Source organism: Neobacillus sp. BP17 (assembly GCF_059579525.1).
The window spans coordinates 848,760-872,263 of the sequence record NZ_CM184198.1 but is presented as its reverse complement, the minus strand read 5'-3'; the positions used below and the strand labels follow the sequence as shown (position 1 = coordinate 872,263).

Sequence of the window (23,504 nt, the reverse complement as noted above, 5' to 3'; positions counted from 1 at the left end):
TAATAATTTTAAACCCCTAAACATCAGATGGTATGAACTTTTTTCGGCAGCGGTTCCTGTTCGTGAGACGCTTTTCTTCCCAACACACGATCAAGAATGAGCCTCTCAAAATAGACAAATTTGCTATCCTTTATGCGAGGACGGTCGAGTGTAATCGCAATATTCATCGTTACTTCTCCCTCTTCTATCAAAAGTACACGGTCAGCTAAAGAAATAGCCTCACTCACATCATGGGTAACCAGAATAGTCGTGAACTTTTGTTCTAACCACAATTTTTCTATCAATTGCTGCATTTCGATTCTAGTTAGTGCATCTAGGGCACCAAGTGGTTCATCCAGCAGCAGTAACCGAGGTTCACCCGCTAAAGCTCGTGCTAATGCAATTCGCTGCCTTTGTCCTCCCGAGAGAACAACCGGCCAGTCTCCTGCGCGATGTTCGAGACCAACTAACGACAAAGCTGCATTGGCTCCTTCTTTGGAACGAGATTTCGTCCCGATTTGTACATTGGTCAGGACACTTTTCCATGGCAGTAAACGTGCATCCTGAAACATGATTCTAGAATCAGGATGATTCCGTATAACGACATCTTCATCCGCATGAATAAACCCATTACTGACTGGTTCCAATCCAGCTATTAGTCTGAGTAATGTACTTTTTCCACATCCGCTTTTTCCAACGATGGCTACAAATTCACCTGGCTTGATAGAAAGATTCACCTCTTTCAATACCTTGTTATGACCAAATGATTTTTCAACGTTTGTGAGTTCCAAACTTAATCCATTCTGGGTCTGGACCATTTTGTTCACTCTCACTTTCCTTGTAAATTCTTGTTTTCGTAAATAGTGTTGTTAGCACTCGATAATTGTGAAAAATTACACTCTATATTTTGGGTTTTTATCGACTTTTCCTATCAATGAGCGAATTTTTGAGTTTTACGAGCGAATTCTGGGGTCTAATGAGCGAATTATTAGCATCAATGAGCGAATTGAGTGTATTAATGAGCGAATTCAAAATCAACAATCTTTTAACCAAAAAAGAAGCCCTAACTATTTTTCACACTGTTATAATTAGGGTGCCATCGCAACCATTTCTTCTCTAAAAACTTAGCAACGGAATCAGAAAACTTTCCAAGAAAGGCATAAAGTAAAATACTGACAACGACGATATCCATATGCATAAACTCTCTTGCATTCATTGCCATATAGCCAATCCCTGAGTCTGCTGAGATCGTTTCGGCCACAATGAGTGATAACCACATGATCCCAAGGGCATAGCGGAGACCTACCAAAATGGATGGTAACGCGCCAGGTAGAATCACCAGCACAATTAAATGGAGCGATTGAAGGCCATACACTTTCCCCATTTCAATGAGTCCCTTATCAACAGACTTGATTCCATGAAAGGTATTAAGATAGATTGGAAACGCCACACCAAGTGCGACTAGAAATAATTTTGACGATTCGCCAATCCCAAACCACAAAATAACAATCGGGATGAGGGCTAGGTGAGGAATGGTTCTCACCATTTGAATCGAACTATCTAATAATTTTTCTGAAGTTCTTGATAGCCCATTTACCATGCCTAGGATAAAACCAATACTGCCGCCAATTATAAATCCAATTAATGCCCTCTTAGCACTTACCCCCATGTTCTCCCATAAAACACCTTCCTTACTTAATTGAATTAATGCCTGTAAAACCTCCAGCGGTGTGGGTAAAATATCTTGACCAATTAGCCCAATTTGTCCTAACACTTGCCAGGTAACCAGGATAAGAATCGGGACCACCCATGTTGACCACTGTTGCCCAATTGATTTTCTTAATCGTCTCAATAAAAATCAGCTCCTTTAATTTGGATAAAAAAAGAGACTTCTCAAAGTACGAGAAGTCTCTATCGGAATAGTCGACTAGTGTTGGAATCTTATATAAATAAAAAGGAGACACAGTAAATTGTGTCTCCAGTTGTCTGGTAACGATTATTATTTTATTAACTAGTTAAAAGCATTTTATTTGATTGCTTTTAATTCCGACAATACTCATCTGAATACTTAATAGAATATTAACATCCTCCGATTGATCCTGTCAATGACTTATTTAAAAATTTAAAGATAAGCGCATTAGCAAAAAAAGCAGAATGATGATTAGTCATTCTGCTTTGTAGATCCCTATGAAAGTTAAACTAATTTTATTTTTAAAACCGCCCCACGATGCTACCATTACTCCACCGAGTGTCATCCCGACAGCATAAGAAATCTCATTTGCGGTTAAGCGCCAAACATCATCGCCAAAGCTTCGGGCCACGAGTAAAGGTGTTAAAAAGGCAGCCGGTGCAATCAGGATAAAGAAAATGCTGTAAAACATAAAAAACTGCTTCACAAATTGGTGATGTTTGATATAAGTGTAACCCTGTTTCATATCATCGAAATAGCTGGTCGTTTGCTTTTGTAATGCTTTCTCATGAACAGGAATATCCAAGAAAACTAGTAAAGTAATTATCGCTATGGCCGCGGTCAATACATCGACAAAGAAAATACTTTCAATCGATGCCATGGACAAGAGCGCACCACTGACCATTGGTGCCACGAGAAAAACCATCGCTTGAATACTTCCGTTGATTCCATTTACCTTGGTCAACTTATCTTCAGGCACTAGTTGTGGAAGAATCGCTCCAACTGCAGGAGTTTGAATTCCAGTCCCTATCGCACGAACGGCCGAGATCACAAACAACAGCCAGAGTGCATCGTAACCGATTAAAAACAAGATGGCCAAGACAAGTGTGGCGATGGCAATCATCGCATCTGATAACATGATCAACAGCTTCCGATTATAGCGATCTGCCAAGACCCCAGCAAAAGGAGAAAGTAAAAATGTAGGCACGAATCCACAAATGATCGATATCGTCATCATCATACCTGACTGGGTGTTTAACGTGATATACCACGTAATCGCATACTGGACCAAAGCTGATCCAAAGAGCGATATATTCTGGCTTCCTAAATAAAGAAATATGTTCCTTTTCCAATTTTCAGTTTGTTGTTTCATTTCATTACATCCTTTTCTAAGTTTTGTTATTGATGGTTTTCATTCAACTTCAGCAACTTAGAACCGTTTCTTTAAAACACAAAAAAACACATGCAATCTGCCTGTGTTTTAGAAGTAAATGGGCCAGTCAAAAGAAACCAGAAGCAGCTGATGTTTCTCCGATATAGCTATGGCCAGCAAAAAGAAGAGGATATTCTCCATAGGGCTATACGAACAAACGAACGTTCTTCTTTTGGTTCATTTTTTAACAGCAAAAAAAGGGTAGACTCGCTCCCTCTTTTTTACCTAATCGTAAAATAAAGGTTTCCTAATAATAAACAGACCAATCCCATTTACTCTGCACACATATCCAGAGTCTTTGAACGTATTAAATTAACGGTTCAAAGAGTGGTAACGTAGTCTGATAGAATGCATTAGGAAAACCTCCATTTCTTAAAAGTTACTAGTATCTTAACATATTAAAAGATCGATTTCCAGTACAGTTCTCAGCACATTTTAGCTTTCTCTCTGTTGAAATTCAGATACTTTATTCCCTTTCGAAAATGGCCAAGCAAACACTTTTTGGGGCTCACTGCTGCCGCCAAATTTAAAAACAACAATTCCGCCGACGATGACCAGCACTCCCATCAACTGATTGAGAGTAAACGGGACCTTATTGAGACCTAACCAGCCTAGTGAGTCCCCGAGTAAGGCAAATAACAACTGTGATGTTAACGCAATCGCAATGGCATAGGTTGGTCCGAGCCTCTTAATTCCTTGAACAAGACAAACTACCACACCTACGCCAATCATCCCGCTGAACCAGTACCACGTTTTCATATTTTCCAAATGGAATAACTGTCCACCCTCAAAGATAAGTCCGAACGTCAGTGAAGCAAGAAATCCCATCCCTAATACTAAGGTCGTTGTTGCCCATGACCCTGCCCGTTCATTGACTTTACTGTTGAAAATATTTTGCAAGGCTACCAGCGATCCGGCAATAATTGCGAATAATAATCCTAGAATCATCCATTTTCTCTCCCTTGTATTGATTTTTTTCAAACTTATTCGTAAATATTATCGCCTGCGAGGCCTTTCAATCCATTCCTGTCCTTAACTAAAATGGAACCTCTATTCCGTTCAATCAGACCCTCTTCACAAAATTGTGTGATGACTCGATTCAAATGACGATAACTCGTTCCGATTAAATTGGCCGCATCCTTAATGCTGATACTCAGTTGATATTTATCGTGTGAATCAGCTTCATCAAAGGAAACCGACAAAAGGTAACTAGCCAAACGAACTTCGACCGGGTACATAATATTAAAGGTCATTAAATTGTTTTTTAGCTGAAACTTCCTGGTGATAATATCTAATAAAAATTGCAGAAATGGCGCGTGGTCACTTCCATATTGCTTCAACCAGCGATAATGAATTCCAATCATCCATACCGGCGATACCGCCTCCACCGTGTTAATAATATCAATGCCGCGGACATACTCAATATCCCCGATCACTTCAATCGGTTTCTTAAAAGAGAGAATGAGTGTTTTACCTTCCGGCGAACTAGTATAGATTTTGACCTTTCCTTTAACCAGAACATACAAATACTGTGAAGCTTCCCCCTGGGAGCAGATTAGTTCCCCTTGGTCAAAACTGTACAGCGACAAATGAGGAATCAATGGTTCATGAAATATCGAATCTAATTGGTATGTTTGGATATAGGCGAGCAATTGCTCCTGATTCTTTTGTTCCCTCACTCGGTTCCACCTCTGTTTTTAACTGCATCATGCGAGACTTAAGACCTTAGGATGACCACACCAGCGATCATCATCCCGATACCAATAAACTGTGGCAGTTTCATCTTCTGCTTTTCCAAGCCGAACCATCCGCTGCTATCGATAATAAAAGTTAATGTTAGCTGCGAAATCAGGATGGCCGATATACTAAGGGTTACACCGATTTCCTCAATAGATTTCACATTACTGAAGATAACAATTGCCGCAAAGGCACCACCCATCAGATATAGTGGTTTCACTTGTTTGAATCCTTGCCATTGGCGTTCTCGAACGCACAGTAAGATAATGAAGGCCATTATGAATCCTGTAAACTGGGTAATGGTTGCAGCTTGCCATGTACCTATATCTTGACTAATTCGTGTATTAGCAATTCCTTGCAAGGTAATAAATGCCCCGCCTAAAAACGCAAAGATAATTCCCTTCATTCTCTCTTCTCCCCTAATTTTTATTTCTGTCTATATTAAAAGGTATCACATGCTTGTTTGAATAGGACATATGTCCTCAACTATAAAATTGTGTTAAATGCCTAATATAAAAAGACCGCCAAAATGACGATCTTTTACAGTCCATAACTTATTTCGGCTTTTTTTGGGCTTGTCTAACTACCTTTTCAAGTCCATTTTCTCCTGCAAACTCTTGATCATTTGGTTGAGCATTTTTATTGTTCTTCAATTGGTTATTCTTATTTTTAGCCATACCTTCACCACCCTTGTCGTTTCCTAATTCAAGATGCCAATTAATAAATCGACACCCGCCATTTTAGTTTGCTAACTTTTTTGCGGGCTATGCGATTTGATTCACGAATTTTCTCAACAAACAAAAGGATTGTTTATAGCAGCCATAGGGGTTAAATAAATAGCTATTGACTACCTTGTTGCCCCATTTTTATTATTCCCAGTCGTCAATAAGCCCTATTGGCTAACCTGGTGCCTCATTTTTATGATTTCCAGTCGTCAATCAGCTCTATTGGCTACCCTGTCTCCTCATTTTTATGATTTTCAGGCGTCAATCAGCCTGATTCTTTTAATTTCCGGCCGGCTCTGTTCATGCTTTTAAATAGCTTACAAAAAAAACAGGCAACCTTGGCCAAGGTTGCCTAATAATCATTTATTCCATGGTCAGCCAGGTTTGTGACCATTTTTCAAGTTCTTGTATGATTGGTTTTAAAGAGAGTCCCTTTTCTGTAAGAGAATACTCAATTCGGACAGGTGTTTCCGGAAACACCTCTCGTTTCACAATCCCCTGACCTTCTAAATCCTTGAGCCGCTCGGAAAGGACTCTTCCGCTAATCCCCATTGAAGATTCCAAGCTGCAGAAGCGTTTTGGGCCTGATAGCAGTTGATAAATAACTAATCCTGTCCAACGCTGGCTTAACATCCCCATCGCTTTTTCAAATCGAGGACAAATGACTGACTCATCCATTGACCTTTCCCCCTCTTCGCAATTAGCAACATAATTACCTTGCAAAATATATTTATTTGACACAATCGATTTTTAAAAATATAATTACTTACATAAAGTAACTTACTAACGAATAATTATTAACTATGAATATTTTACTTTAACCATTTATGGTTCGTCAATACATCAGATATAATAAGGTGGTTTTCAAACATGAACCTTGAGGCAGATGTTTGTATTGTAGGTGCAGGTCCCGGAGGCGCGTTACTAGGATATTTGCTTGCCAAAAAAGGAATTTCAACGATTGTACTCGAACGCCACAAAGGGATTGATAAAGAATTCCGTGGTGAACATCTCAATCAGGACGGAGAACGAGTATTAAAAAAATATAATCTTTATGACCAAGTAGAAGCTGCTGGGTTATTATTAATGGAACGAGTGGAATATTGGCAGGACGGAAAGGCAATAAAGACCATCACACCTGGTGCTGGGGAGCAGCATGTCGGCATCCATGTCCCGCAAAAGAATTTGTTAAGCGTGCTAATTCAGGCATCTGAACCTTATCAGAATTTCAAACTGATGATGGGGACAAAGGTGACGGAATTAATGTTTAATGATATGAGTTATGTAACTGGTTTAAAAGCGCTATATGGCGAGCAAGAAGTAACAATAAACAGCAAGATTGTTGTCGGTGCTGATGGTAGGTTCTCAACTGTAAGGAAACTGTCTGAGATGCCTTTTACAAAGAAAACACATGGATACGATTTGTTATGGGCGAAAATTCAAAGCCCAGCTAATTGGGAGCCAACTATTAAAAACACTTTAGTGAATGGAAATCAGCTGGCTTTGTTTACCCAGGCAGGCGGGTTCATTCAAATAGGCTGGAATATTGAAGAAGATTCGTATCCATCTTTAAAAAAGCAATCATGTGAACCTTTTATCAAACAAGTGATAGATGCATTTCCAGAGTTAACCGAAACCATCCGTACCCAGATTCAATCCTGGGACGATTTTATTTTATTAAAAGTGCAAAGCTCACATTCTCCAACATGGGTGAAAGACGGGTTGGTGATCATGGGCGATGCCGCACATACGATGAGTCCAACTGGTGCATTTGGGATCAATTGTGCACTATTAGATGCAGATGTATTAGCTGATGTACTGAGCGAAGCACTCGACAAACAGAACCATAGTGCGGCACAATTAAAAAGATTCGAACACGAACGACGGGATCATACAGAAAAGCTGCAACAACAGCAACGAGAGAAAGAAAAAAACTATCGGGATAATTTTGCCGTGCCAGTCCTTTCTTGACAGAAATGGCAGCAGGAATCTATGAAAATATGGATTGGGGGAATTCATAGTGGAACAAATTCAATTAAAAGCAGATACTCTCTCTTTTTTAGAGGATAAAATAAAGTTAGTTAAAAAAGGTGAGGAAGCGATTTACCTAGTGGGACCGATCAAGCTTCCAGTCAATTTATATGGTGAAACGGTAGAATTTAAATGGTACAGCTGGCTGAAGAGTGAACATGTAACAGAAGATTTCCAGCAAGTCATTGATCAATTAGCTTCTGGGAATTTAGCGGAATACCAACAATCAAGTGTCCTCGTTTATGGAGATTTTGAATACGGAGAGGATGCATTAATCAGATTGCATTCTATTTGTCATACAGGAGATATCTTTGGCAGCAAGCGCTGCGATTGCGGTTTTCAACTAAAGCAATCGATGAAAATGATTGCCGAGCATGGAACCGGAGCGTTATTTTATTTAGCCAATCATGAAGGCCGAGGAATAGGCTTATTTAGCAAGGCAATGGCCTATATTCTGCAAGAAAATGGCTACGACACAGTCGAGGCAAATGAAGGACTTGGATTTCCAGATGATACACGAAATTACGAGGATGCGATTGAAGTGCTTAAAGCGCTAAGAAGCAAACCTGTCACCCTCATCACGAACAATCCGAGAAAGCTTAAGGCCTTAAAAGCAGCAGGTGCAACAGTTTCTGGACGAACTCCTCTTTGGGGCGATATCTCCGAGTACAACGAAAAATACTTACAGACGAAAGTAAAAAAATCTGGTCATATGGCGTAGGAAAATAAAACAATTGACATTTCATGACAATTGTTTTAAAGTAACAAAGGCAATAATTAAATAACAAAATTCATTTGTTTGTGGACTTTTCTAGAGAAATATCTCTATTTTCGCCACACAGTTCTCACGTGAGAGCTGTGTGGCTTTTTTGTTGTTTGGAAACTGGATCGAAGGATTAAAAAAATCAAAAAGGGGTTGAAAAAATGAAAACTTGGCACTATGCATTGATTGTTTTTTTAGGAGGATGCTGTTACGGTGTTTTATCGACCTTTGTTAAGCTTGCTTACTCTGCTGGGTTTACGGTAAAAGAGGTTACTGGGAGTCAATTCATACTCGGGACCTTACTCATCTGGATCGTCGCACTGTTTTCAAAGAAGGCAAAACTTACCCTGCTGAACATAGGTAAATTGCTTTTAGAAGGAATTCCAGTTGGGTTGACGGGCATATTTTATTATCAATCCCTGCAGACCCTTGATGCTTCACTTGCGATTATCTTTTTATTTCAATTTGTATGGATTGGCACTTTTATTGAATGGATGGTTTATAAAAAGATACCTAGTATGGGGAAAATGGCTTCGATTGGGGTTCTAATCATTGGCTCGATTCTTGCTGCTGGCATTATTACTGAAGGCGGCGTAGATCTAACCTTGCAGGGAACAGTGTGGGGACTGCTTTCCGCGATTTCATATACTGCTTTTATTTTTCTCAGCAGTTCTGTGGGAGAGGGTACACCGCCAGTACAGAAAAGTGCACTCATGTCCACTGGCGGATTAATCACAGTTTTATTAATTTTTCAGCCAACAAATTTACTTCATTTACCCGTAATGATGGGAGTGGCTCCTTATGGATTGTTCCTAGGATTACTAGGCGTCGCCTTGCCGCCGCTTTTATTTTCTATTGGAATGAAGCATGTCGGACCAAGCCTCGGAACCATCTTAACAGCCTCTGAGCTTCCGATTGCTGTTATCTTGTCTGCTATCGTTCTAGCCGAGAATGTTAACTTGTCACAATGGCTTGGAGTTGTCCTTATTTTAGGGGGGATTATGGCCGCGAACGTTAAATGGCCTAAGCCTCAAATGAAGTCAGCATCTTTGGAAAGTAAATCGGTGTTATAAGATTTGCGGGGCCGTCATGATGGCCCCCATTTTTATTGATAAGATGGTCTTTTTAAAGAGCATTTACTTGCTGCATCATGTAAATTCGGAGCGAAGAAGCTTAGCTTTTTTATAAAGTAACAGGTTTCTGGAAAATGATGCTCTAAAAATCGTAAGGTTGTTTTATTAAGCAATTTATTTTCCTTATATTTAATCACCATGTTGTAGACAAATTGGCTCATCTCTAGAGTTGTTTTTCCCACTTCATTTGCAAATTCAGTTTGACGGGCGAAGCCAGGCTCTTTGAACCGCAAATAACCCTTTAAGTGGTGATTTTGAACGATATAAACTTGAAATTTGTTGATATACATCTCCGCTTGAGTACTGGCCATGATTTCAATGGGGTCAATAATATTCTTAAACAGAACGGCGTGTCCCAGTTGATCTTCAAGCCATAAATCCATTAGGTCTGCTAATGGAAGAGGTACAGGTTCTTTTCCATAGACCAACAGACTTAGAAATCGCAGATATTCTTGATTTTCAGCTAACGTTCCGTTCAGGTAGGTTGGCGATAAATTTAAATTCACCTTATTATCAATTCTAAGCGCTTGCAATTTCCCTTCAAATTCAAAATATCCTTTTGCAACGGGCCATGCTCTTTGGGAAAAATAAATCATGGCTTCGTCTGTATAGTTACTTGAACGTGGAATGTTGTCTAATGATGCAATTAAATCCCCAAATAAATGAATATACTGTTGCGCAGTGTTAACGTATTCAGCTTCTCTAACAGAAAGATTGTCTCTCACAAAATACGCATGATCCTGTAAAACTTCTAACCAAAATAAATGTTCGTCCCATAAAGAAATCACATTTCTTTGCAATGCTCTCCCCCCTCTACCCCATTTATATGGATGAGAGGACTATGAAAGAATAAATTCACACACATTCTTATGTGTTTATAACAAAAGAAAAAAGACCGATTTGGTCTTTTTTATGTCATCTTCAACTATGCAGCCAATCGCTTAGCAGCAAATAAATTACCCGCTATTTCTCCCAAAGCTCGACCAGCCGACCTTCAGGATCTTTAATCGCTGGGAGGTCCTGTTTTTAAATGGAATCTCTCTCGCATACCTCCTTACCTCTCAAACAAGTTAATATTATTATATTACAAATTTACCCTTTTTTTACAATGATTTATTAATAATAGCTTAGTCCTCAATAAGAAAAATTCAATAGCATTCATCAATCCAATTTTTAATGGTAATACTAAAATATATTCGAAAAGTAAAATAGGTAAGGAATGGTAAACGATGCCACGAAAAGCTTCACTAAATAACGAGGTGCCTGACACCGATGAGAATGTTGTATCGCAAACTAACCAAAAAAAAGAGGATGATATCGATAAACTTTCACGTATGTTAGGTGCTGTAATGAGTTATCTATCGGATGATGAATTAGAGGAACTTGACATCGAATACCTTTTAGATGATACAGAAGGGTTACGGGATTGGTGGGATCAATATCGAGAAAGTAATAAAAAACAATTGGAGGAAGAAATTAAAGAATCTCTAGGTGAACTGTCATTAAAAGAACTGGAAGAAATCCGTGAAAAGATCAAGGAAAAGCAAAATTGAAAACTCACTAATTCATTAAAATCGTTATACACGTTTTTTTAAAATAGACCTCCTAAATTTTAGAAATATCTATTTTAAATTAGTACAAATATAGTTAGAATAGATTTTATATGACTTTAAGTAAAGAAGGAAAATCTATTGACTACAGAAAACAATAAGTACCAGGACCAATCATTATTTAGCATCACGTGGCCTCTTTTTATCGAAATATCGCTCCATATGAGTATGGGAATTGTTGCTACGTTAATTTTAAGCGGATATTCTGATAACGCAGTGGCAGGAGTTGGCGTAGCCAATCAGATTATTAATATATTTATTTTAGTATTTAATGTCACAGCTATCGGTGCAACCATCTTGATCGGTCAAAATTTGGGGGCGAACCGATTAGACCGGGCACGACGCCTTGCAAGATCTGCATTTGGGGTGAACTTCTGGATTGGTGTAGTGATGACTATCGTTGTAGTTGCATTTGGCGGTGTATTTTTAAACTTTTACGGACTGAGCGGGGAGGTTTACGATTTTGCTTACACCTTCCTTTCTATTATAGGTCTGTCTCTTTTCCTTGAAGCCATCGCATTAGCATTAAGTGCTGTTTTGCGCAGCTACGGACACACAAAAGAAACTATGGTTGTTACGGTTATCATGAATGTGATTAGTATGGTCGGTTCCTTTATTGCCATTAAAGGATGGTTCGGCCTTCCTGTAACAGGTGTTGCCGGGGTTGCCTATGCCATGTTTGCTGCTCGAATTTTTATTATTGCAGCACTTTTTTATTTTGTTTATAGGCGACTAGCTTTAAAGTTTCATATGGAAGATTTGTTTAGAATTAATAAAATGGATGTTAAGGGGCTACTTTCGATTGGGATCCCATCTGCTGGAGAAAACCTCTCTTATCAATTTTCACAAGTGGTGATTACAAGCTTTGTAGCACTAACCGGGGATGCTGCGTTAGCAGCACGGGTGTATATTTTAAATATATCCATGGTTTGCTTCCTATTTACATTTGCCATTGGCCAAGGGACACAACTGTTGATTGCCCGTTATATCGGAGCCAAGCAATATGACCGGGCCCTAAAAAGGGGCCTGAAGACTTTAAAAATTGCCGTGATTATTTCGGCATCGGTATCACTTGCGGTTGCTTTAATCGGTAAGCCAATTTTAACTATATTTACAAGCGATGCAGACATAATCGCTATCGCTCTGCCAGTATTATGGGCGATTGTGTTCATTGAACCGGGCCGGGCCATGAATATCGTTCTCATGGGTTCTTTAAAATCAGTCGGTGATGTACGCTTCCCTGTTGTCATCGGTATCATCAGTATGTGGGGAATTGCCGTCGTCTTAAGTTACTTTTTCGGAATTACACTTGGTTTGGGACTGTTAGGAATTTGGCTTGCCCAAGGATTGGATGAATGTATCCGAGGTTTTTTTGCCCTAAAGCGCTGGGTCTCCAAACCATGGTTAAAGAAGAAAGTGGTCGAACAAAACTTATCATCAAGTTTGTCTTAAATGACTTGGTAACTCTCATTAACATGGCTGCCGAAAGGGCGGCCATGTTCTATTTTTACGAAATTGACTGAAAGTGGATGGTGTGTTTTTAATCCAATTGGATGGTTAATGATTCATCCAGTTGAGCTATTATTAACCTATTAACCTATTAATCTTTAATGGAGATGATGAAAATGACCTGGGCTGTGGTTTCGATAATTATCGTAAGTACGATTAAAATATTAATGACTTGTCTTCCAACCGGGCCAGTGGAATGGCTTATACGGAAATTTGAAATTCACTCAAAACTAAATGAAACAGACGCCACCATAACCATTGACGGAAAAAACTTAACAGGTGAAGACAAACTTCAATTGATTCATTACTTTAACGAAGCTGTCTTTTTAAAGCAGCATTATATCTATCCAGGGACGGAGGAATTATTTTTACATCCTGAAAATAGTCAGCCTCCAGTGGTTATTGATACGAAAAGCGGCAAAAAAGAGGTTCGATTATTTGTTTACAGTTACAACGATCGCATTGATGTCGTCAAACAGTACAAGAAGAAGGTCATCGCGTATAGTCTATCTTCCGAACCTCTTCAAAAAAGTACTTTGGAAGTCCAATACTAATTATGAAAATGAACACGGAAGCCTAGTCCCGTGTTCATTTTTATTTCTATTGATTTTTTAATTCCTCAGTTATTCTGGTTAAATCCTTTCGGCGATAGACGCTTAAGACAATTCCAACTAAAATAGCATTTAGCAGCGTTGGCATTAGTCCATAGCTGATAAATGGCAAGGATATCGAAATTAAAGGAAAAATACCTAATGTCATTCCGATATTAGTAGCTAGCTGGACGGTATAAAGAGAAACGGCACCGATTAGCAGAAGTTTGCCGTACGGATCTTTCATCCTGCTTGTGATGACCATCATTCTGGCGATAAATAGGCCAAGGATTACCACTAATACAAGAGCTAATAGCCATCCATAGTAATAGGTAAAGCTGACAAAGACTAAATTGGTGTGGGCCAAGGGAATAAATTCTTTGTCCATGGAGTGGCCAAACCAGCCTGCTTTTAACAGAAATTCTTTCACATGCAAGATCATATACCCTGGTCCATCCGCGTATTCTTCTGGGTTTAAGTAAGCCAACAATCGATCTTTTTGGTATATACTTAAAAACTTCCAAGAAATGAAACTCACAATCAAGAATAAACTAACGGAAACTCCCCAGATGGAAAGAACAGTTTTTCGACTAAACCTGCTCCACCAAATCATCGAAAAGACCATGACGGTGTAAATATATGTGGAAGAAATACTTGGTGCAGTTAAGAGTAAAAAGAATGGCAGAGAGAAAAGCAGAATAAACTGCCAGACCTTCAACCTCTCAAGATCCAATATGGAAGCCCAGGCAAGGAAGAAGAATGGGAGCGACATGATCGTTTCAATCGTTAACGGTCCAATCCTAAAAAGCGGAAGTCCATTGATTGTGGTGTTTGAAAATAGTCTTAACACCAGAAGAATCATTACCCCAATGGAATAAAATAACCAGCCTTGCGTTTTGAACTTCCGATAATCCATCAGCATGATTCCTAGAACGGATGCGCTCCCGATAAAAGTAATAATGACTTTAGACGGTAACAAATATTCTCCTATACTGATTGAAAACATTGGTAAAAATCCGAGCCCGAAAATGGTCACTAAAAGAACCACAAGAATCCAATCTACTTTTGGTCGATGGAGTTTATTGAGCTGCTTCCCTAATTGAACCGGGCTTCCCATTTGTTCTACTGCTTTTTCTTCAGCTTCTACTTCCGGAAGTCCCTTCTCTATCCAAATATTTTTCGCTTCCTTTACATGATAATTCAATTCATCTATCACATATTTCTTTGCATCCTTCGATTTGATTTGAGCGATGACCTCATTTAAAAAGACTTGCTTTTTATTCACTAATTCCTCACCTCTCAAATAATTCTTTCCATGCCACTTGGCTTTTTATTTGTTTTTTATCGGCTTTCCGTAACACTTTTCGTCCCTTATCTGTTAACTGATAATACTTTGCCTTTGCTTCAGTCCAGCACGATTGGATACATCCGGACTGTTCGAGTCGATGTAAAAGAGTGTATAAAAATCCTTCATTGTCTTCAAACTTTTTAATGCCTCTTCCCCGCAAAAGCTTCGTTAATTCAAAGCCTGTTTTTTCATGAACAAGCAGCTGCATTACCGCTACTAAAATGTCCTCGTCAGTTTCGGGTGGTTGATTAATTTTTCCAAGGATATTCCTGCGATGCTTCTCTGTAAAGTTCAATTGAGAAAACGCCTGTCGATCCATGGCTTTTTTTAAGTTCTTTAATCGGTCCTCCATCACCATTCCTCCAATCGTTCTTTCAAAAGTTCCTTTGCCCGTCTAAGCCTGGTTTTCACAGTATTCGCCCCTACTTCCGTTACTACGGCAATCTCCTTAATAGGCAATTCCTCATAATAAAAGAGATAAATGACTTCCCGATATTTAATAGGAAGGAGCATGATCGCAGCAATCAATTGATCATCCTCTTGTCTTTGGATGACTGTTTGCTCAATCATTTCCTTTTTCGTCGTGTTGTTTAACGGCTCCTCTTCAGTAATTACGACGTTCTTGTTGTACCAGCTTTTTAGAAAATCTTTGCAATGATTGATGGCAATCCTCCATAACCAAGTTCGCAACTTGGATTTTCCTCTATATGTATGGAGTCCTTTATAACACTTAACAAAAATGTCCTGAGTCAAGTCTTCCGCGATGGTGCGATTATTCACATATGAAAAGACCAGCTGAAGAACGTCCTGTCCATACCTGTTCATAATTTCATCTATAAGTAATTCTTTATCTTCTGTCTCTATTACTTCCAACGTCAGTTCTTCCACGTCTTCCCCTCCTTCCTAAACTATAGACGATAGACTCCTATATAAAGTTTTTTATAATAAACACCGAAGGCAGGGATAGCACAAATATATACCATAATAGGCGGCTGGCTTCAGGCTGCTGGTAATACTTCAAATGCAGTTGGTGCAGATATTGAAATATCCGGTTCAGAAGAGGAAGGAACAGTGATAGATGCCCTTGGCAGCGGAATACAAGGCCTTGGTGCAGCTTTTGAGGAAACAAAAAGAACCTTCAATCCAAAGTTAGATTAAAGGTTCGGTATTTTATTACCTTGGTTTCTACTTCAAAGAATTAACTAAAGACCAGCTCTTTTTCTCTTAGTCCAAGTGTCTGCTCTGTGGTAGTATGAATTTCATGCAGAAGGTTTGGATTTTCCATTAATGACATGCCATAAGAAGGGATCATTTCTTTGATTTTCGATTCCCACTCTTTGATATGTTCTGGGAAGCATTTTTTGATGACCTCAAGCATGACGTGAACGGCAGTAGAAGCACCCGGTGAAGCACCTAGCAACGCTGCAATTGAGCCATCAGCAGCAGTAATCACTTCCGTACCAAATTGCAGTGTTCCTTTGCCGCCTGCTTCGGTATCTTTGATTACTTGTACACGTTGGCCGGCTACTACTATATCCCAATCCTCTGTTTTAGCATTCGGGATAAACTCTCGTAACTCTTCCATACGCTGTTCTTTCGTTAACATTACTTGTTGAATCAGGTATTTTGTTAGTGCCATCTCTTTTGCGCCTGCAGATAACATAGTCAAAACATTATTAGGTTTGACAGAAGTAATTAAATCCATATTTGAACCAGTTTTTAAGAACTTTGGTGTGAAACCGGCAAATGGTCCAAATAGCAGCGATTTTTTATTATCGATAAATCTCGTGTCAAGATGCGGAACAGACATTGGCGGAGCACCAACCTTAGCTTTGCCGTATACTTTTGCATGATGCTGTTCTACAACTTCTGGATTGTTACATACCATGAATAGTCCGCTTACCGGGAATCCTCCGACATGTTTTCCTTCTGGAATGCCCGATTTTTGCAGCAAATGCAGGCTTCCTCCGCCGCCACCGATAAAGACGAATTTTGCGGTATGGCGTTTGACTGTACCACTAAATTGATTCTGAACTTTCAATTCCCATTGGCCGTCGTTAGTACGCTTGATACCGTTAACATTATGATTATAGTTTATCTGGACATTTTTAGTTTCTAAGTGGTCAAACAACATGCGTGTTAATGCACCAAAGTTGACATCTGTTCCAGAGTCAATTTTTGTTGCAGCAATCGGTTCATTCAATTTACGGCCTTCCATGATCAGCGGAATCCATTCAATCAGTTTTTCATGATCTTCAGAGAACTCCATTCCTTGAAATAAAGGATTTTTTGACAGCGCTTCAAAACGTTTCTTCAAAAAAGCTAGATTTTCTTCCCCTTGTACTAAACTCATATGTGGCAAGCGTCTAATAAAGTCCTGTGGATTATCAATTAGATTGTTTTTTACTAGATAGGACCAAAATTGCATGGAAACCTGAAACTGTTCATTAATTCTTATCGCTTTACTAATATCTAAAGATCCATCTGGTTTTTCAACTGTGTAATTAAGTTCACAAAGTGCCGCATGCCCTGTTCCTGCATTATTCCATTCGTTAGAGCTTTCCTCACCTGCGTTCTCGAGTTTCTCATACACTGTAATTTCCCATTCTGGTACTAATTCTTTCAAGAGTGTCCCAATAGTCGCACTCATGATTCCGGCACCAATTAAAATGACGTCTGTTTTTGTTTCCCCGTTGTTCATTTTAACCCACCTTATCCCCTGAAATTTGGCAAAAAAGATGTAGGTGTTACACCAAGGTAATGCGCGACCTAATCACACACCTTTTCTGTCTCAAAAGTATTCCAAACTCATAATCTATAAAAGTATTTAATATTAATATATCTACTATTATTATATGACAATTTTAAATTATTTAAAAGGTATTGAAAAGCGAGAAGTCTTTCCATATGGTTTTTAATGATATTTTTTCCCAAGTGGATACCAAGGGGACGGTTCTGTCATATGTATCTCTACTTACAACGATCCCTATATTTTTCCAAAGAATGCCGTAAAATAAATCGTATGTTTCCTGAATTATATTATGAATCTCTTAAATAGGTCATATAAATCCCCAATTTGAAGTGATTTCAAATGATTATCCAGCAAATATCTAAAATAAAGGAAGAAAAACCCGACTTTCCTTAGTGGTAGGAAAATCGGGCTTTTTCTTTAGTAAAATAGTGTTCTACTCTTTTTCGAAGAGATATTGTGTTTAATAAAAATTTATACCGTTTGAAGTTCTTTTTCACCATAAAATGCCGGTCTTTCTTGAAGTTCAATAGATTCTTTCTCACCTGTTTGCTGGGCTTTGACACACGCATCAGATGTTACTGCTGCTATGTAGCCATCCCATGAGGTTGGTCCTTGCGGCTGACCTTTTTTAGTAATTGAATCAATAAAGTCCTGGATTTCAACATCGTATGCGTCCATAAAACGGTATTTCCAATCAGTTAAGATCGCTGTGCTTAATTTTGCATCTTTGCGCATAACAACACTTGGAACTTCCGGCAATTTCGCGATTCCATCTTCACCAATAACTTCACATTGAATGTCGTAGCCATATCTGCAATTCACAAATACCTCCACATTCATTACAATGCCCCCAATTGTTTCAATTGTAAATAATTGCGGATCTTGTAATTTTTCATGTGAATATTTGGTTTTCTTTGGAAAAACCACTTGAACGGATTTATAGTCGTCATTAACCAACCAGTGAAGAACATCAATTTCATGGATTAATGTATCTTGAACGGCCATTTCAGTCACATAGTTTTCATCAACTGCCGGGTTACGGTGTACAGCACGAATCATTAATGGTTCACCAATTTCATTGTTGTCAATCACTTGTTTTAATTGAACATATCCGCTATCATAACGGCGCATGAAACCAACTTGAACCAACTTCTTACCCTGCTTCATTTCTGCTTCTACAATTCTCATACAGCCTGCAGCAGTAGTAGCTAATGGTTTTTCACAAAATACATATTTACCAGCCTCAACAGCTGCTACTACTGTTGCTTCGTGTGCAGGACCCCAGCTTGTAACCAGGATGGCATCCACATTCTCATCCGCAATTAGCGCTTTGTCATCAGGATAGACGACTGCATCTAATTGATAGGCCTCAACTGTTTGTTTAGCAGATTCTTGATTGACATCTGTTACAGCAACAATTTTTCCACCTGATAATTTATTAGTAATTCTATCAATATGTTCTCTTCCAATTGCACCTGTTCCTACTACACCAAATCTTAAAGTCATGTTGATACTCTCCTTTATGTTTACGTAATTAATGTATTACAACTAGACAACGTTTACATATTCCACTTAAGTCATCATTCAATCACTGTTTGATACGATTATTGATTGGAAGCTTGTTGATGACTTTCTTGTCCATAGTTTCGGAAATAACTTTCTAACTGCTCAAGTGACTTTCCTCTTGTCTCTGGCAAAATTTTATTCACAAATATTATGGCGGCAATTCCACACACAGCGAAAAGGAAGAAGGTGATCGATAAGCCCACTGCACTTAGTAATATTGGGAAAAATAGCCCAACAAGGAAGTTTGTGATCCATAAGCAGAAAACCGTAACACCCATTCCAAGTCCGCGTAATTTTTGCGGGAAGATTTCCGATAACATGAGCCAGGTGACCGGAGAAATAGCTCCCTGTTGGAATGCAAGGAAGGTAACAGTCAAGGCGAGAACAACAAATGGAAGTGTTGGGGATCCCTTAAGTACTAACGAGAATACTCCAATTAAGGCAAGTGCTGCTGTTGTTCCCGTCAATCCAGCAATAAGCATCGGACGTCGACCAATTTTTCCTAATAGCCAGATCCCGACAATAGTGGCTACTACAGAGATGACACCATTAGCAATATTTCCGATCAGTGCTGCATTTGTTGAAAAACCTGATTTTTGAAGAATTTGAGTACCATAATACATGATGGAATTAACACCAGTTATTTGTTGGACAATCGCAATACCAATTCCAATCCCGATAATCCGGCGGACCCACGGTACATTTAAATCCTTAAATGTTGCATGCTGAGTCCCTGACTCTTGAGCAATATTATTTTTAATTTCATCAAGTTCCGATTGGGCACGGTTTGCATCACGTATTTCTTTAAGGACTCTAAGCGCATCGCCCAGTTTTCCTTTTGACGCCAGCCAGCGCGGGCTCTCTGGAACCGCTAACATTCCAAACCATAAGACCACAGCCGGAAGGGACGCAATCACTAACATATAACGCCAAACATGTGAAACCCCTTCACCAACTGTATTTCCAAGAATGGCATTAAATACAAACGCTAACAATTGACCGGAAACGATCATTAATTCGTTCTGGGTAACCATTCTTCCCCGCATCTCGGCCGGAGACATTTCAGCTAAAAAGGATGGTACCATGACGGATGCAGCCCCTACCGCTAAACCCAGTAAGAATCGGAAGACAATCATCACACCAGCAGACGGTGAAAGGGTACATCCTATTGCTGCTATAAAAAATAGTAATGCAAGATTAAGAATCATTTTGCGGCGTCCAAAACGGTCTGATAAGCGCCCGCCAAATACTGATCCAAGTGCTGCGCCGAAAAGAAGTGAACTTGTAACAAGACCTTCAGTAGCAGGGGTTAGATTTAACTGGTCCGATTTTGCCATAAATGGTAATGCACCGTTGATAACACCTGTGTCATATCCGAAGAGTAGTCCTCCGAAAGTGGATATAACTGTAATCTTCTTTAAAGCCTTTTTGTAATCACGTGGTCTTTCAATCGCCTGATTACTCATAATTTCCCTCCCCAGGGTTCGTTTTTTTAACCTTTGATTAATGAACTATTTTCTAATGGAAGTAACTCTTCATTAATGTAATTACGGGCTTTCAACGCATACTCCAACGGATGTGCAACTGAGGGGTCTTGTTCTGCTTCAATGACAATCCAGCCTGAATAATTTGTTTCCAAAAGCTGATTGTATACTTCTGTAAAATCGATGCAGCCATCACCAGGAACGGTAAACATTCCTGCCAGAAAGGATTGTAAGAAAGACTTTCCTTCTTTTTCACATTGTTCTTTTACGGCTGGACGCACATCTTTAAAATGAACGTGTTGAATACGATTGATATGGCTAGTTAATAAAGTCATATAATCAGCATCGGATACAAAGATATGGCCGGTATCATACAGCAAATGAACGTGATTCGGATCCGTGTTTTCCATCAGACGATCAATTTCGGCTAATGTTTGTACGCCCGTCCCCATATGATGGTGAAAAACTAGCTTCAAACCATAGCCTTCAGCAATTTTTCCTAATTCATTGAGTCCCTTGCATAACTGATCCCATTCTTTATCTGTGAAGCATGGTTTTTCTTTAAACACATTTTTCTCTGTACCTTGAATACTATAGGTTTGTTCTGATACAACAGCAACAGCTGCGTTAACCGCTTTCAAATATTCGCAATGTTTATGGAAAGCTTGCGATGCTGCTTCCACGCCGTCGCGAATAATAAAACTACTAAACCACTGTCCGGCAATTTTTAAGTTGCGGAGTTGAAGTTCTTTGTTCAATACTTTCGGTTCTGGAAAAAAGCCGCCAACTTCTGTTCCTTCAAATCCTGCCACTACAATATCACTAAGTAAGTGGGACAAGGTATTCTCTGCGCCAATTTCCGGAATATCATCATTTCGCCATCCAATTGGAGCGATCCCCCATGTGATTTTTTTATTTTCCATCGTTTAACCCTCTTCCTTTTTAAAGTAGGACTGTTTAACCGGTTGACCTTATTTTATAAATTATGAAGAATCGATGTATTATATAAAATTGCTATCAAATTATCATTTCTTGCTAAATTACTTAAATAGTATCAATATTTAATAAAAAGATACCCAAATAATAGGGTATCTTTTTATAATATTTAATTAAAAACAAAGTTTTCTAAACTTTCCAGGAGTAATACCTCCAGTTGATTGGGAGAATACCTTAATAAAATGACCAATACTATTAAACCCACATTCCATGCTTATTTGCTCAACTGAAAGATTGGTTTCCACCAATTGATTCTTAGCCTGGATCAATCTGTAGTTTAGTACATATTGGTGGGGGCTGGTTCCTATATACTTTTTAAACGTACGACAAAAATGATAGGTACTCAAATTTGATATTTCACTCAGCTGCTCGACGCTAATTTTAGATGAGTAATTCTCACTTATATAAGTCAAGACGGCTTGCATTTCGTTTGGTACTGCTTTTGCCACATTTGCATCTCTGTTTTCAAACGTATTCCGGGTACTTTCTACTAAATTACCCAGCAGTTCATAAATTTCTAATGATATTTTAAAATCAATTTCCTGTTTCGACTCTATTAGGGATAAAATAGTGGGAATATTATTTTTTTCAGCAGGCAGTCTATAAATACAACCCTTTCTTTTGTATAACTCGTTATACATAGCTTGCGTTTGACTACCTGTAAAGTGAATAAATTGGAAGGTTGTTTCTTCCAGTGCATAGTAATTATTTTTTTCTTTACAATCTAGAAGAACAATATCATCTTTCGAGGCTACAAATGCTTGGTCAAGATAGTGGAATTGCATCGATCCTTTTTTTATATAAAAAAAGAGAAAGGCATTCATGTAATCACGCTGAATGCTGTAGGGAACATCTACTATATATTCCCCTCCCCAGAGGACATAATGATATAATTCTTTCGTCAAAGCGGAAGGTTCATAAAAATATAATCCCTTTTTTGACTTGATGCCAGGTTCTACTTTTGGAATATAGAAGTTCACTTTTTCACCTCTCACTAATTGTAAACACTAATTAACATAAATACCTATAGTATATTTTATACTGACTCAAAGGATAATGGTCTATTTTTTAGAACTATTCGAATACTTTATAGAATAGCACAGAGAATATTCTCTGAATATCCCGAAGCGTCTATAATAAACTACCAATATTTTCAAAACGGATTAAAAAATAGCACCAAAACACAATTTTAAAGCAAGATTATATAGAGTAAACAAGGAAAATTTCCATTAAACTGAAATCGCATACATAAGTTATTAAATGGAGGTTTACCTATGAAATTATCATTTAATGAAGGAACAACATTCGAAAGTGCTTCTCTTCAACAGAATTTAGAGTTTTGTGAAAAACACGGTTACGACTTTATTGAAATTCGCTCCATTGATCAGTTAAAAGATTATCTTAAAGAATATACATTAGATGATTTAAAGGCCTATTTTGATACCCACCATATTAAACCACTTTCTTTGAACGCATTATGCTTTTTTAATAACCGTACGAAAGAGGATGAAGAGAAAATTCTCGAAGAGTTCAAGGAATACTTAGAGATTTGTAAAAAGATAGATTGTCCATATATTTGCGTGGTCCCTTCTAATATCGATGTGACGGAAAAAGGAAAAACATTGACAGAAGAAGTAAATGCAAGTTGTATTCGAGTTTTAACCCACCTATCTGATTTAGCCGAACCATACGGAGTAAAGATTGCGATTGAGTTTATCGGAATTCAGGAAAATACAGTGAACACATTCGCACAAGCATACAGTATTGTAAAAGCGGTTGATCGAAATAATGTGGGTCTTGTGTATGATACATTCCAATTTACTGGAATGGGGTCAAGATTAGAAGATGTAACAGATGAAACAGCAGATAAATTGTTTATCTTCCATATCAATGATGTGGAGGGTTATCCAATTGGCCAAATGCGTGATAGTGATAGAGTATGGCCTGGTCACGGTGTGATTGATTTAGAAGCACATTTAAAACGATTAAAAGAATTGAATTATGATTTTGTCGCATCCGTTGAGTTATTCCGACCAGAATATTATCAAATGGATCCGGAAGAAGTCATCAAAAAAGCAAAAGAAACGACCTTGGTAGTATTGGAAAAGTACTATCATAATCAAGCTGTTCATAATTGATCGTAAGGCATAAAGGATTTT

At 38.5% G+C, this 23,504-nt stretch carries 24 protein-coding genes and 1 pseudogene; 8 read left to right on the top strand and 17 right to left on the bottom strand.

The window, feature by feature from the left end:
• Positions 1–23: 23 nt before the first annotated feature.
• From AC4QJR_RS04145 to AC4QJR_RS04110, 8 genes and pseudogenes are all read right to left on the bottom strand, one after another.
• A complete protein-coding gene (locus AC4QJR_RS04145) occupies positions 24–797 on the bottom strand; it encodes an ATP-binding cassette domain-containing protein (RefSeq protein WP_496525399.1) in 774 nt (257 codons plus the stop codon).
• Positions 798–1,042: 245 nt separating this feature from the next.
• Entirely contained in the window at positions 1,043–1,831 is a 789-nt protein-coding gene (gene ssuC / locus AC4QJR_RS04140; protein WP_496525398.1) for an aliphatic sulfonate ABC transporter permease SsuC, read from the bottom strand.
• Between the two features lie 349 nt (positions 1,832–2,180).
• Positions 2,181–3,041: pseudogene (locus AC4QJR_RS04135) on the bottom strand (MFS transporter); the annotation flags it as partial.
• Positions 3,042–3,536: 495 nt separating this feature from the next.
• A complete protein-coding gene (locus tag AC4QJR_RS04130) occupies positions 3,537–4,049 on the bottom strand; it encodes a DMT family transporter (RefSeq protein ID WP_496525397.1) in 513 nt (170 codons plus the stop codon).
• 35 nt (positions 4,050–4,084) lie between these two features.
• Positions 4,085–4,780, bottom strand: a complete 696-nt coding sequence (locus tag AC4QJR_RS04125; protein WP_496525396.1) for a Crp/Fnr family transcriptional regulator — start codon at positions 4,778–4,780, stop codon at positions 4,085–4,087.
• A 38-nt stretch (positions 4,781–4,818) separates the two neighbouring features.
• The gene (locus AC4QJR_RS04120) at positions 4,819–5,244 is read right to left on the bottom strand and encodes a DMT family transporter (RefSeq protein WP_098575906.1); all 426 of its coding nucleotides are present in this window, start codon (positions 5,242–5,244) and stop codon (positions 4,819–4,821) included.
• Positions 5,245–5,392: 148 nt separating this feature from the next.
• Positions 5,393–5,515 (bottom strand): hypothetical protein, encoded by a 123-nt coding sequence (locus AC4QJR_RS04115; protein WP_257148591.1) that lies wholly within the window; start codon positions 5,513–5,515, stop codon positions 5,393–5,395.
• A 411-nt stretch (positions 5,516–5,926) separates the two neighbouring features.
• Entirely contained in the window at positions 5,927–6,241 is a 315-nt protein-coding gene (locus tag AC4QJR_RS04110; protein ID WP_098575907.1) for a winged helix-turn-helix transcriptional regulator, read from the bottom strand.
• Between the two features lie 192 nt (positions 6,242–6,433).
• Here AC4QJR_RS04110 and AC4QJR_RS04105 point away from each other — a divergent pair, with 192 nt between their 5' ends.
• The 3 genes from AC4QJR_RS04105 (at position 6,434) to AC4QJR_RS04095 (ending at position 9,430) form a co-directional block, all read left to right on the top strand.
• On the top strand, positions 6,434–7,534 hold the full coding sequence (locus AC4QJR_RS04105; RefSeq protein WP_496525395.1) for an FAD-dependent monooxygenase: 1,101 nt from the start codon (positions 6,434–6,436) through the stop codon (positions 7,532–7,534).
• Positions 7,535–7,583: 49 nt separating this feature from the next.
• Positions 7,584–8,315, top strand: coding sequence for a GTP cyclohydrolase II (locus tag AC4QJR_RS04100; protein ID WP_496525394.1), 732 nt, complete (start codon positions 7,584–7,586; stop codon positions 8,313–8,315).
• Positions 8,316–8,518: 203 nt separating this feature from the next.
• Positions 8,519–9,430 (top strand): EamA family transporter, encoded by a 912-nt coding sequence (locus AC4QJR_RS04095; protein ID WP_496525393.1) that lies wholly within the window; start codon positions 8,519–8,521, stop codon positions 9,428–9,430.
• Positions 9,431–9,462: 32 nt separating this feature from the next.
• Here AC4QJR_RS04095 and AC4QJR_RS04090 read toward each other — a convergent pair whose 3' ends face one another.
• On the bottom strand, positions 9,463–10,290 hold the full coding sequence (locus AC4QJR_RS04090) for a DUF2935 domain-containing protein (RefSeq protein WP_496525392.1): 828 nt from the start codon (positions 10,288–10,290) through the stop codon (positions 9,463–9,465).
• A 429-nt stretch (positions 10,291–10,719) separates the two neighbouring features.
• On the opposite strand from AC4QJR_RS04090, the gene AC4QJR_RS04085 reads away from it, so the two are divergent.
• The 3 genes from AC4QJR_RS04085 (at position 10,720) to AC4QJR_RS04075 (ending at position 13,163) form a co-directional block, all read left to right on the top strand.
• The gene (locus AC4QJR_RS04085) at positions 10,720–11,043 is read left to right on the top strand and encodes a hypothetical protein (RefSeq protein ID WP_496525391.1); all 324 of its coding nucleotides are present in this window, start codon (positions 10,720–10,722) and stop codon (positions 11,041–11,043) included.
• 138 nt (positions 11,044–11,181) lie between these two features.
• The gene (locus AC4QJR_RS04080) at positions 11,182–12,552 is read left to right on the top strand and encodes an MATE family efflux transporter (protein WP_496525390.1); all 1,371 of its coding nucleotides are present in this window, start codon (positions 11,182–11,184) and stop codon (positions 12,550–12,552) included.
• Between the two features lie 173 nt (positions 12,553–12,725).
• Entirely contained in the window at positions 12,726–13,163 is a 438-nt protein-coding gene (locus AC4QJR_RS04075) for a YfmQ family protein (protein WP_496525389.1), read from the top strand.
• Between the two features lie 46 nt (positions 13,164–13,209).
• Here AC4QJR_RS04075 and AC4QJR_RS04070 read toward each other — a convergent pair whose 3' ends face one another.
• From AC4QJR_RS04070 to AC4QJR_RS04060, 3 genes are read right to left on the bottom strand one after another with little or no spacing between them, the layout of a single operon-like run.
• A complete protein-coding gene (locus AC4QJR_RS04070; RefSeq protein ID WP_496525388.1) occupies positions 13,210–14,484 on the bottom strand; it encodes an FtsW/RodA/SpoVE family cell cycle protein in 1,275 nt (424 codons plus the stop codon).
• A gap of 7 nt (positions 14,485–14,491) precedes the next feature.
• Positions 14,492–14,899: a PadR family transcriptional regulator gene (locus AC4QJR_RS04065; RefSeq protein ID WP_496525387.1), complete on the bottom strand. Its 408-nt coding sequence runs from the start codon at positions 14,897–14,899 to the stop codon at positions 14,492–14,494.
• Entirely contained in the window at positions 14,899–15,435 is a 537-nt protein-coding gene (locus tag AC4QJR_RS04060; protein WP_375374446.1) for a sigma-70 family RNA polymerase sigma factor, read from the bottom strand. Before AC4QJR_RS04060 ends, AC4QJR_RS04065 begins: the two co-directional genes overlap by 1 nt.
• Positions 15,436–15,510: 75 nt before the next feature.
• Here AC4QJR_RS04060 and AC4QJR_RS04055 point away from each other — a divergent pair, with 75 nt between their 5' ends.
• On the top strand, positions 15,511–15,705 hold the full coding sequence (locus AC4QJR_RS04055) for a DUF6944 family repetitive protein (protein WP_496526615.1): 195 nt from the start codon (positions 15,511–15,513) through the stop codon (positions 15,703–15,705).
• 40 nt (positions 15,706–15,745) lie between these two features.
• Here AC4QJR_RS04055 and AC4QJR_RS04050 read toward each other — a convergent pair whose 3' ends face one another.
• From AC4QJR_RS04050 to AC4QJR_RS04030, 5 genes are all read right to left on the bottom strand, one after another.
• On the bottom strand, positions 15,746–17,248 hold the full coding sequence (locus tag AC4QJR_RS04050; protein WP_496525386.1) for a malate:quinone oxidoreductase: 1,503 nt from the start codon (positions 17,246–17,248) through the stop codon (positions 15,746–15,748).
• Between the two features lie 522 nt (positions 17,249–17,770).
• Positions 17,771–18,805 carry a bifunctional inositol 2-dehydrogenase/D-chiro-inositol 1-dehydrogenase gene (iolG, locus tag AC4QJR_RS04045; protein WP_496525385.1) on the bottom strand — a complete coding sequence of 345 codons (1,035 nt, stop codon included), beginning with the start codon at positions 18,803–18,805 and terminating at the stop codon, positions 17,771–17,773.
• A gap of 98 nt (positions 18,806–18,903) precedes the next feature.
• On the bottom strand, positions 18,904–20,331 hold the full coding sequence (locus tag AC4QJR_RS04040) for a sugar porter family MFS transporter (protein ID WP_496525384.1): 1,428 nt from the start codon (positions 20,329–20,331) through the stop codon (positions 18,904–18,906).
• A 26-nt stretch (positions 20,332–20,357) separates the two neighbouring features.
• A complete protein-coding gene (gene iolE, locus AC4QJR_RS04035) occupies positions 20,358–21,272 on the bottom strand; it encodes a myo-inosose-2 dehydratase (RefSeq protein ID WP_496525383.1) in 915 nt (304 codons plus the stop codon).
• Positions 21,273–21,458: 186 nt separating this feature from the next.
• The gene (locus AC4QJR_RS04030) at positions 21,459–22,325 is read right to left on the bottom strand and encodes a helix-turn-helix domain-containing protein (protein ID WP_496525382.1); all 867 of its coding nucleotides are present in this window, start codon (positions 22,323–22,325) and stop codon (positions 21,459–21,461) included.
• A 294-nt stretch (positions 22,326–22,619) separates the two neighbouring features.
• Here AC4QJR_RS04030 and AC4QJR_RS04025 point away from each other — a divergent pair, with 294 nt between their 5' ends.
• Positions 22,620–23,483 (top strand): sugar phosphate isomerase/epimerase family protein, encoded by an 864-nt coding sequence (locus tag AC4QJR_RS04025; RefSeq protein ID WP_496525381.1) that lies wholly within the window; start codon positions 22,620–22,622, stop codon positions 23,481–23,483.
• Positions 23,484–23,504: the final 21 nt, after the last annotated feature.

What these genes read in the sequence shown, in the direction of transcription:
- AC4QJR_RS04095 (WP_496525393.1), top strand. Translation starts at nt 8,519, where the DNA reads ATGAAAACTTGGCACTATGCATTGATTGTTTTTTTAGGAGGATGCTGT.
- AC4QJR_RS04145 (WP_496525399.1), bottom strand. Translation starts at nt 797, where the DNA reads ATGGTCCAGACCCAGAATGGATTAAGTTTGGAACTCACAAACGTTGAA.
- AC4QJR_RS04105 (WP_496525395.1), top strand. Translation starts at nt 6,434, where the DNA reads ATGAACCTTGAGGCAGATGTTTGTATTGTAGGTGCAGGTCCCGGAGGC.
- AC4QJR_RS04130 (WP_496525397.1), bottom strand. Translation starts at nt 4,049, where the DNA reads ATGATTCTAGGATTATTATTCGCAATTATTGCCGGATCGCTGGTAGCC.
- AC4QJR_RS04075 (WP_496525389.1), top strand. Translation starts at nt 12,726, where the DNA reads ATGACCTGGGCTGTGGTTTCGATAATTATCGTAAGTACGATTAAAATA.
- iolG (WP_496525385.1), bottom strand. Translation starts at nt 18,805, where the DNA reads ATGACTTTAAGATTTGGTGTAGTAGGAACAGGTGCAATTGGAAGAGAA.
- AC4QJR_RS04120 (WP_098575906.1), bottom strand. Translation starts at nt 5,244, where the DNA reads ATGAAGGGAATTATCTTTGCGTTTTTAGGCGGGGCATTTATTACCTTG.
- AC4QJR_RS04050 (WP_496525386.1), bottom strand. Translation starts at nt 17,248, where the DNA reads ATGAACAACGGGGAAACAAAAACAGACGTCATTTTAATTGGTGCCGGA.
- AC4QJR_RS04110 (WP_098575907.1), bottom strand. Translation starts at nt 6,241, where the DNA reads ATGGATGAGTCAGTCATTTGTCCTCGATTTGAAAAAGCGATGGGGATG.
- AC4QJR_RS04115 (WP_257148591.1), bottom strand. Translation starts at nt 5,515, where the DNA reads ATGGCTAAAAATAAGAATAACCAATTGAAGAACAATAAAAATGCTCAA.
- AC4QJR_RS04065 (WP_496525387.1), bottom strand. Translation starts at nt 14,899, where the DNA reads ATGGAGGACCGATTAAAGAACTTAAAAAAAGCCATGGATCGACAGGCG.
- AC4QJR_RS04040 (WP_496525384.1), bottom strand. Translation starts at nt 20,331, where the DNA reads ATGAGTAATCAGGCGATTGAAAGACCACGTGATTACAAAAAGGCTTTA.
- iolE (WP_496525383.1), bottom strand. Translation starts at nt 21,272, where the DNA reads ATGGAAAATAAAAAAATCACATGGGGGATCGCTCCAATTGGATGGCGA.
- AC4QJR_RS04025 (WP_496525381.1), top strand. Translation starts at nt 22,620, where the DNA reads ATGAAATTATCATTTAATGAAGGAACAACATTCGAAAGTGCTTCTCTT.
- AC4QJR_RS04085 (WP_496525391.1), top strand. Translation starts at nt 10,720, where the DNA reads ATGCCACGAAAAGCTTCACTAAATAACGAGGTGCCTGACACCGATGAG.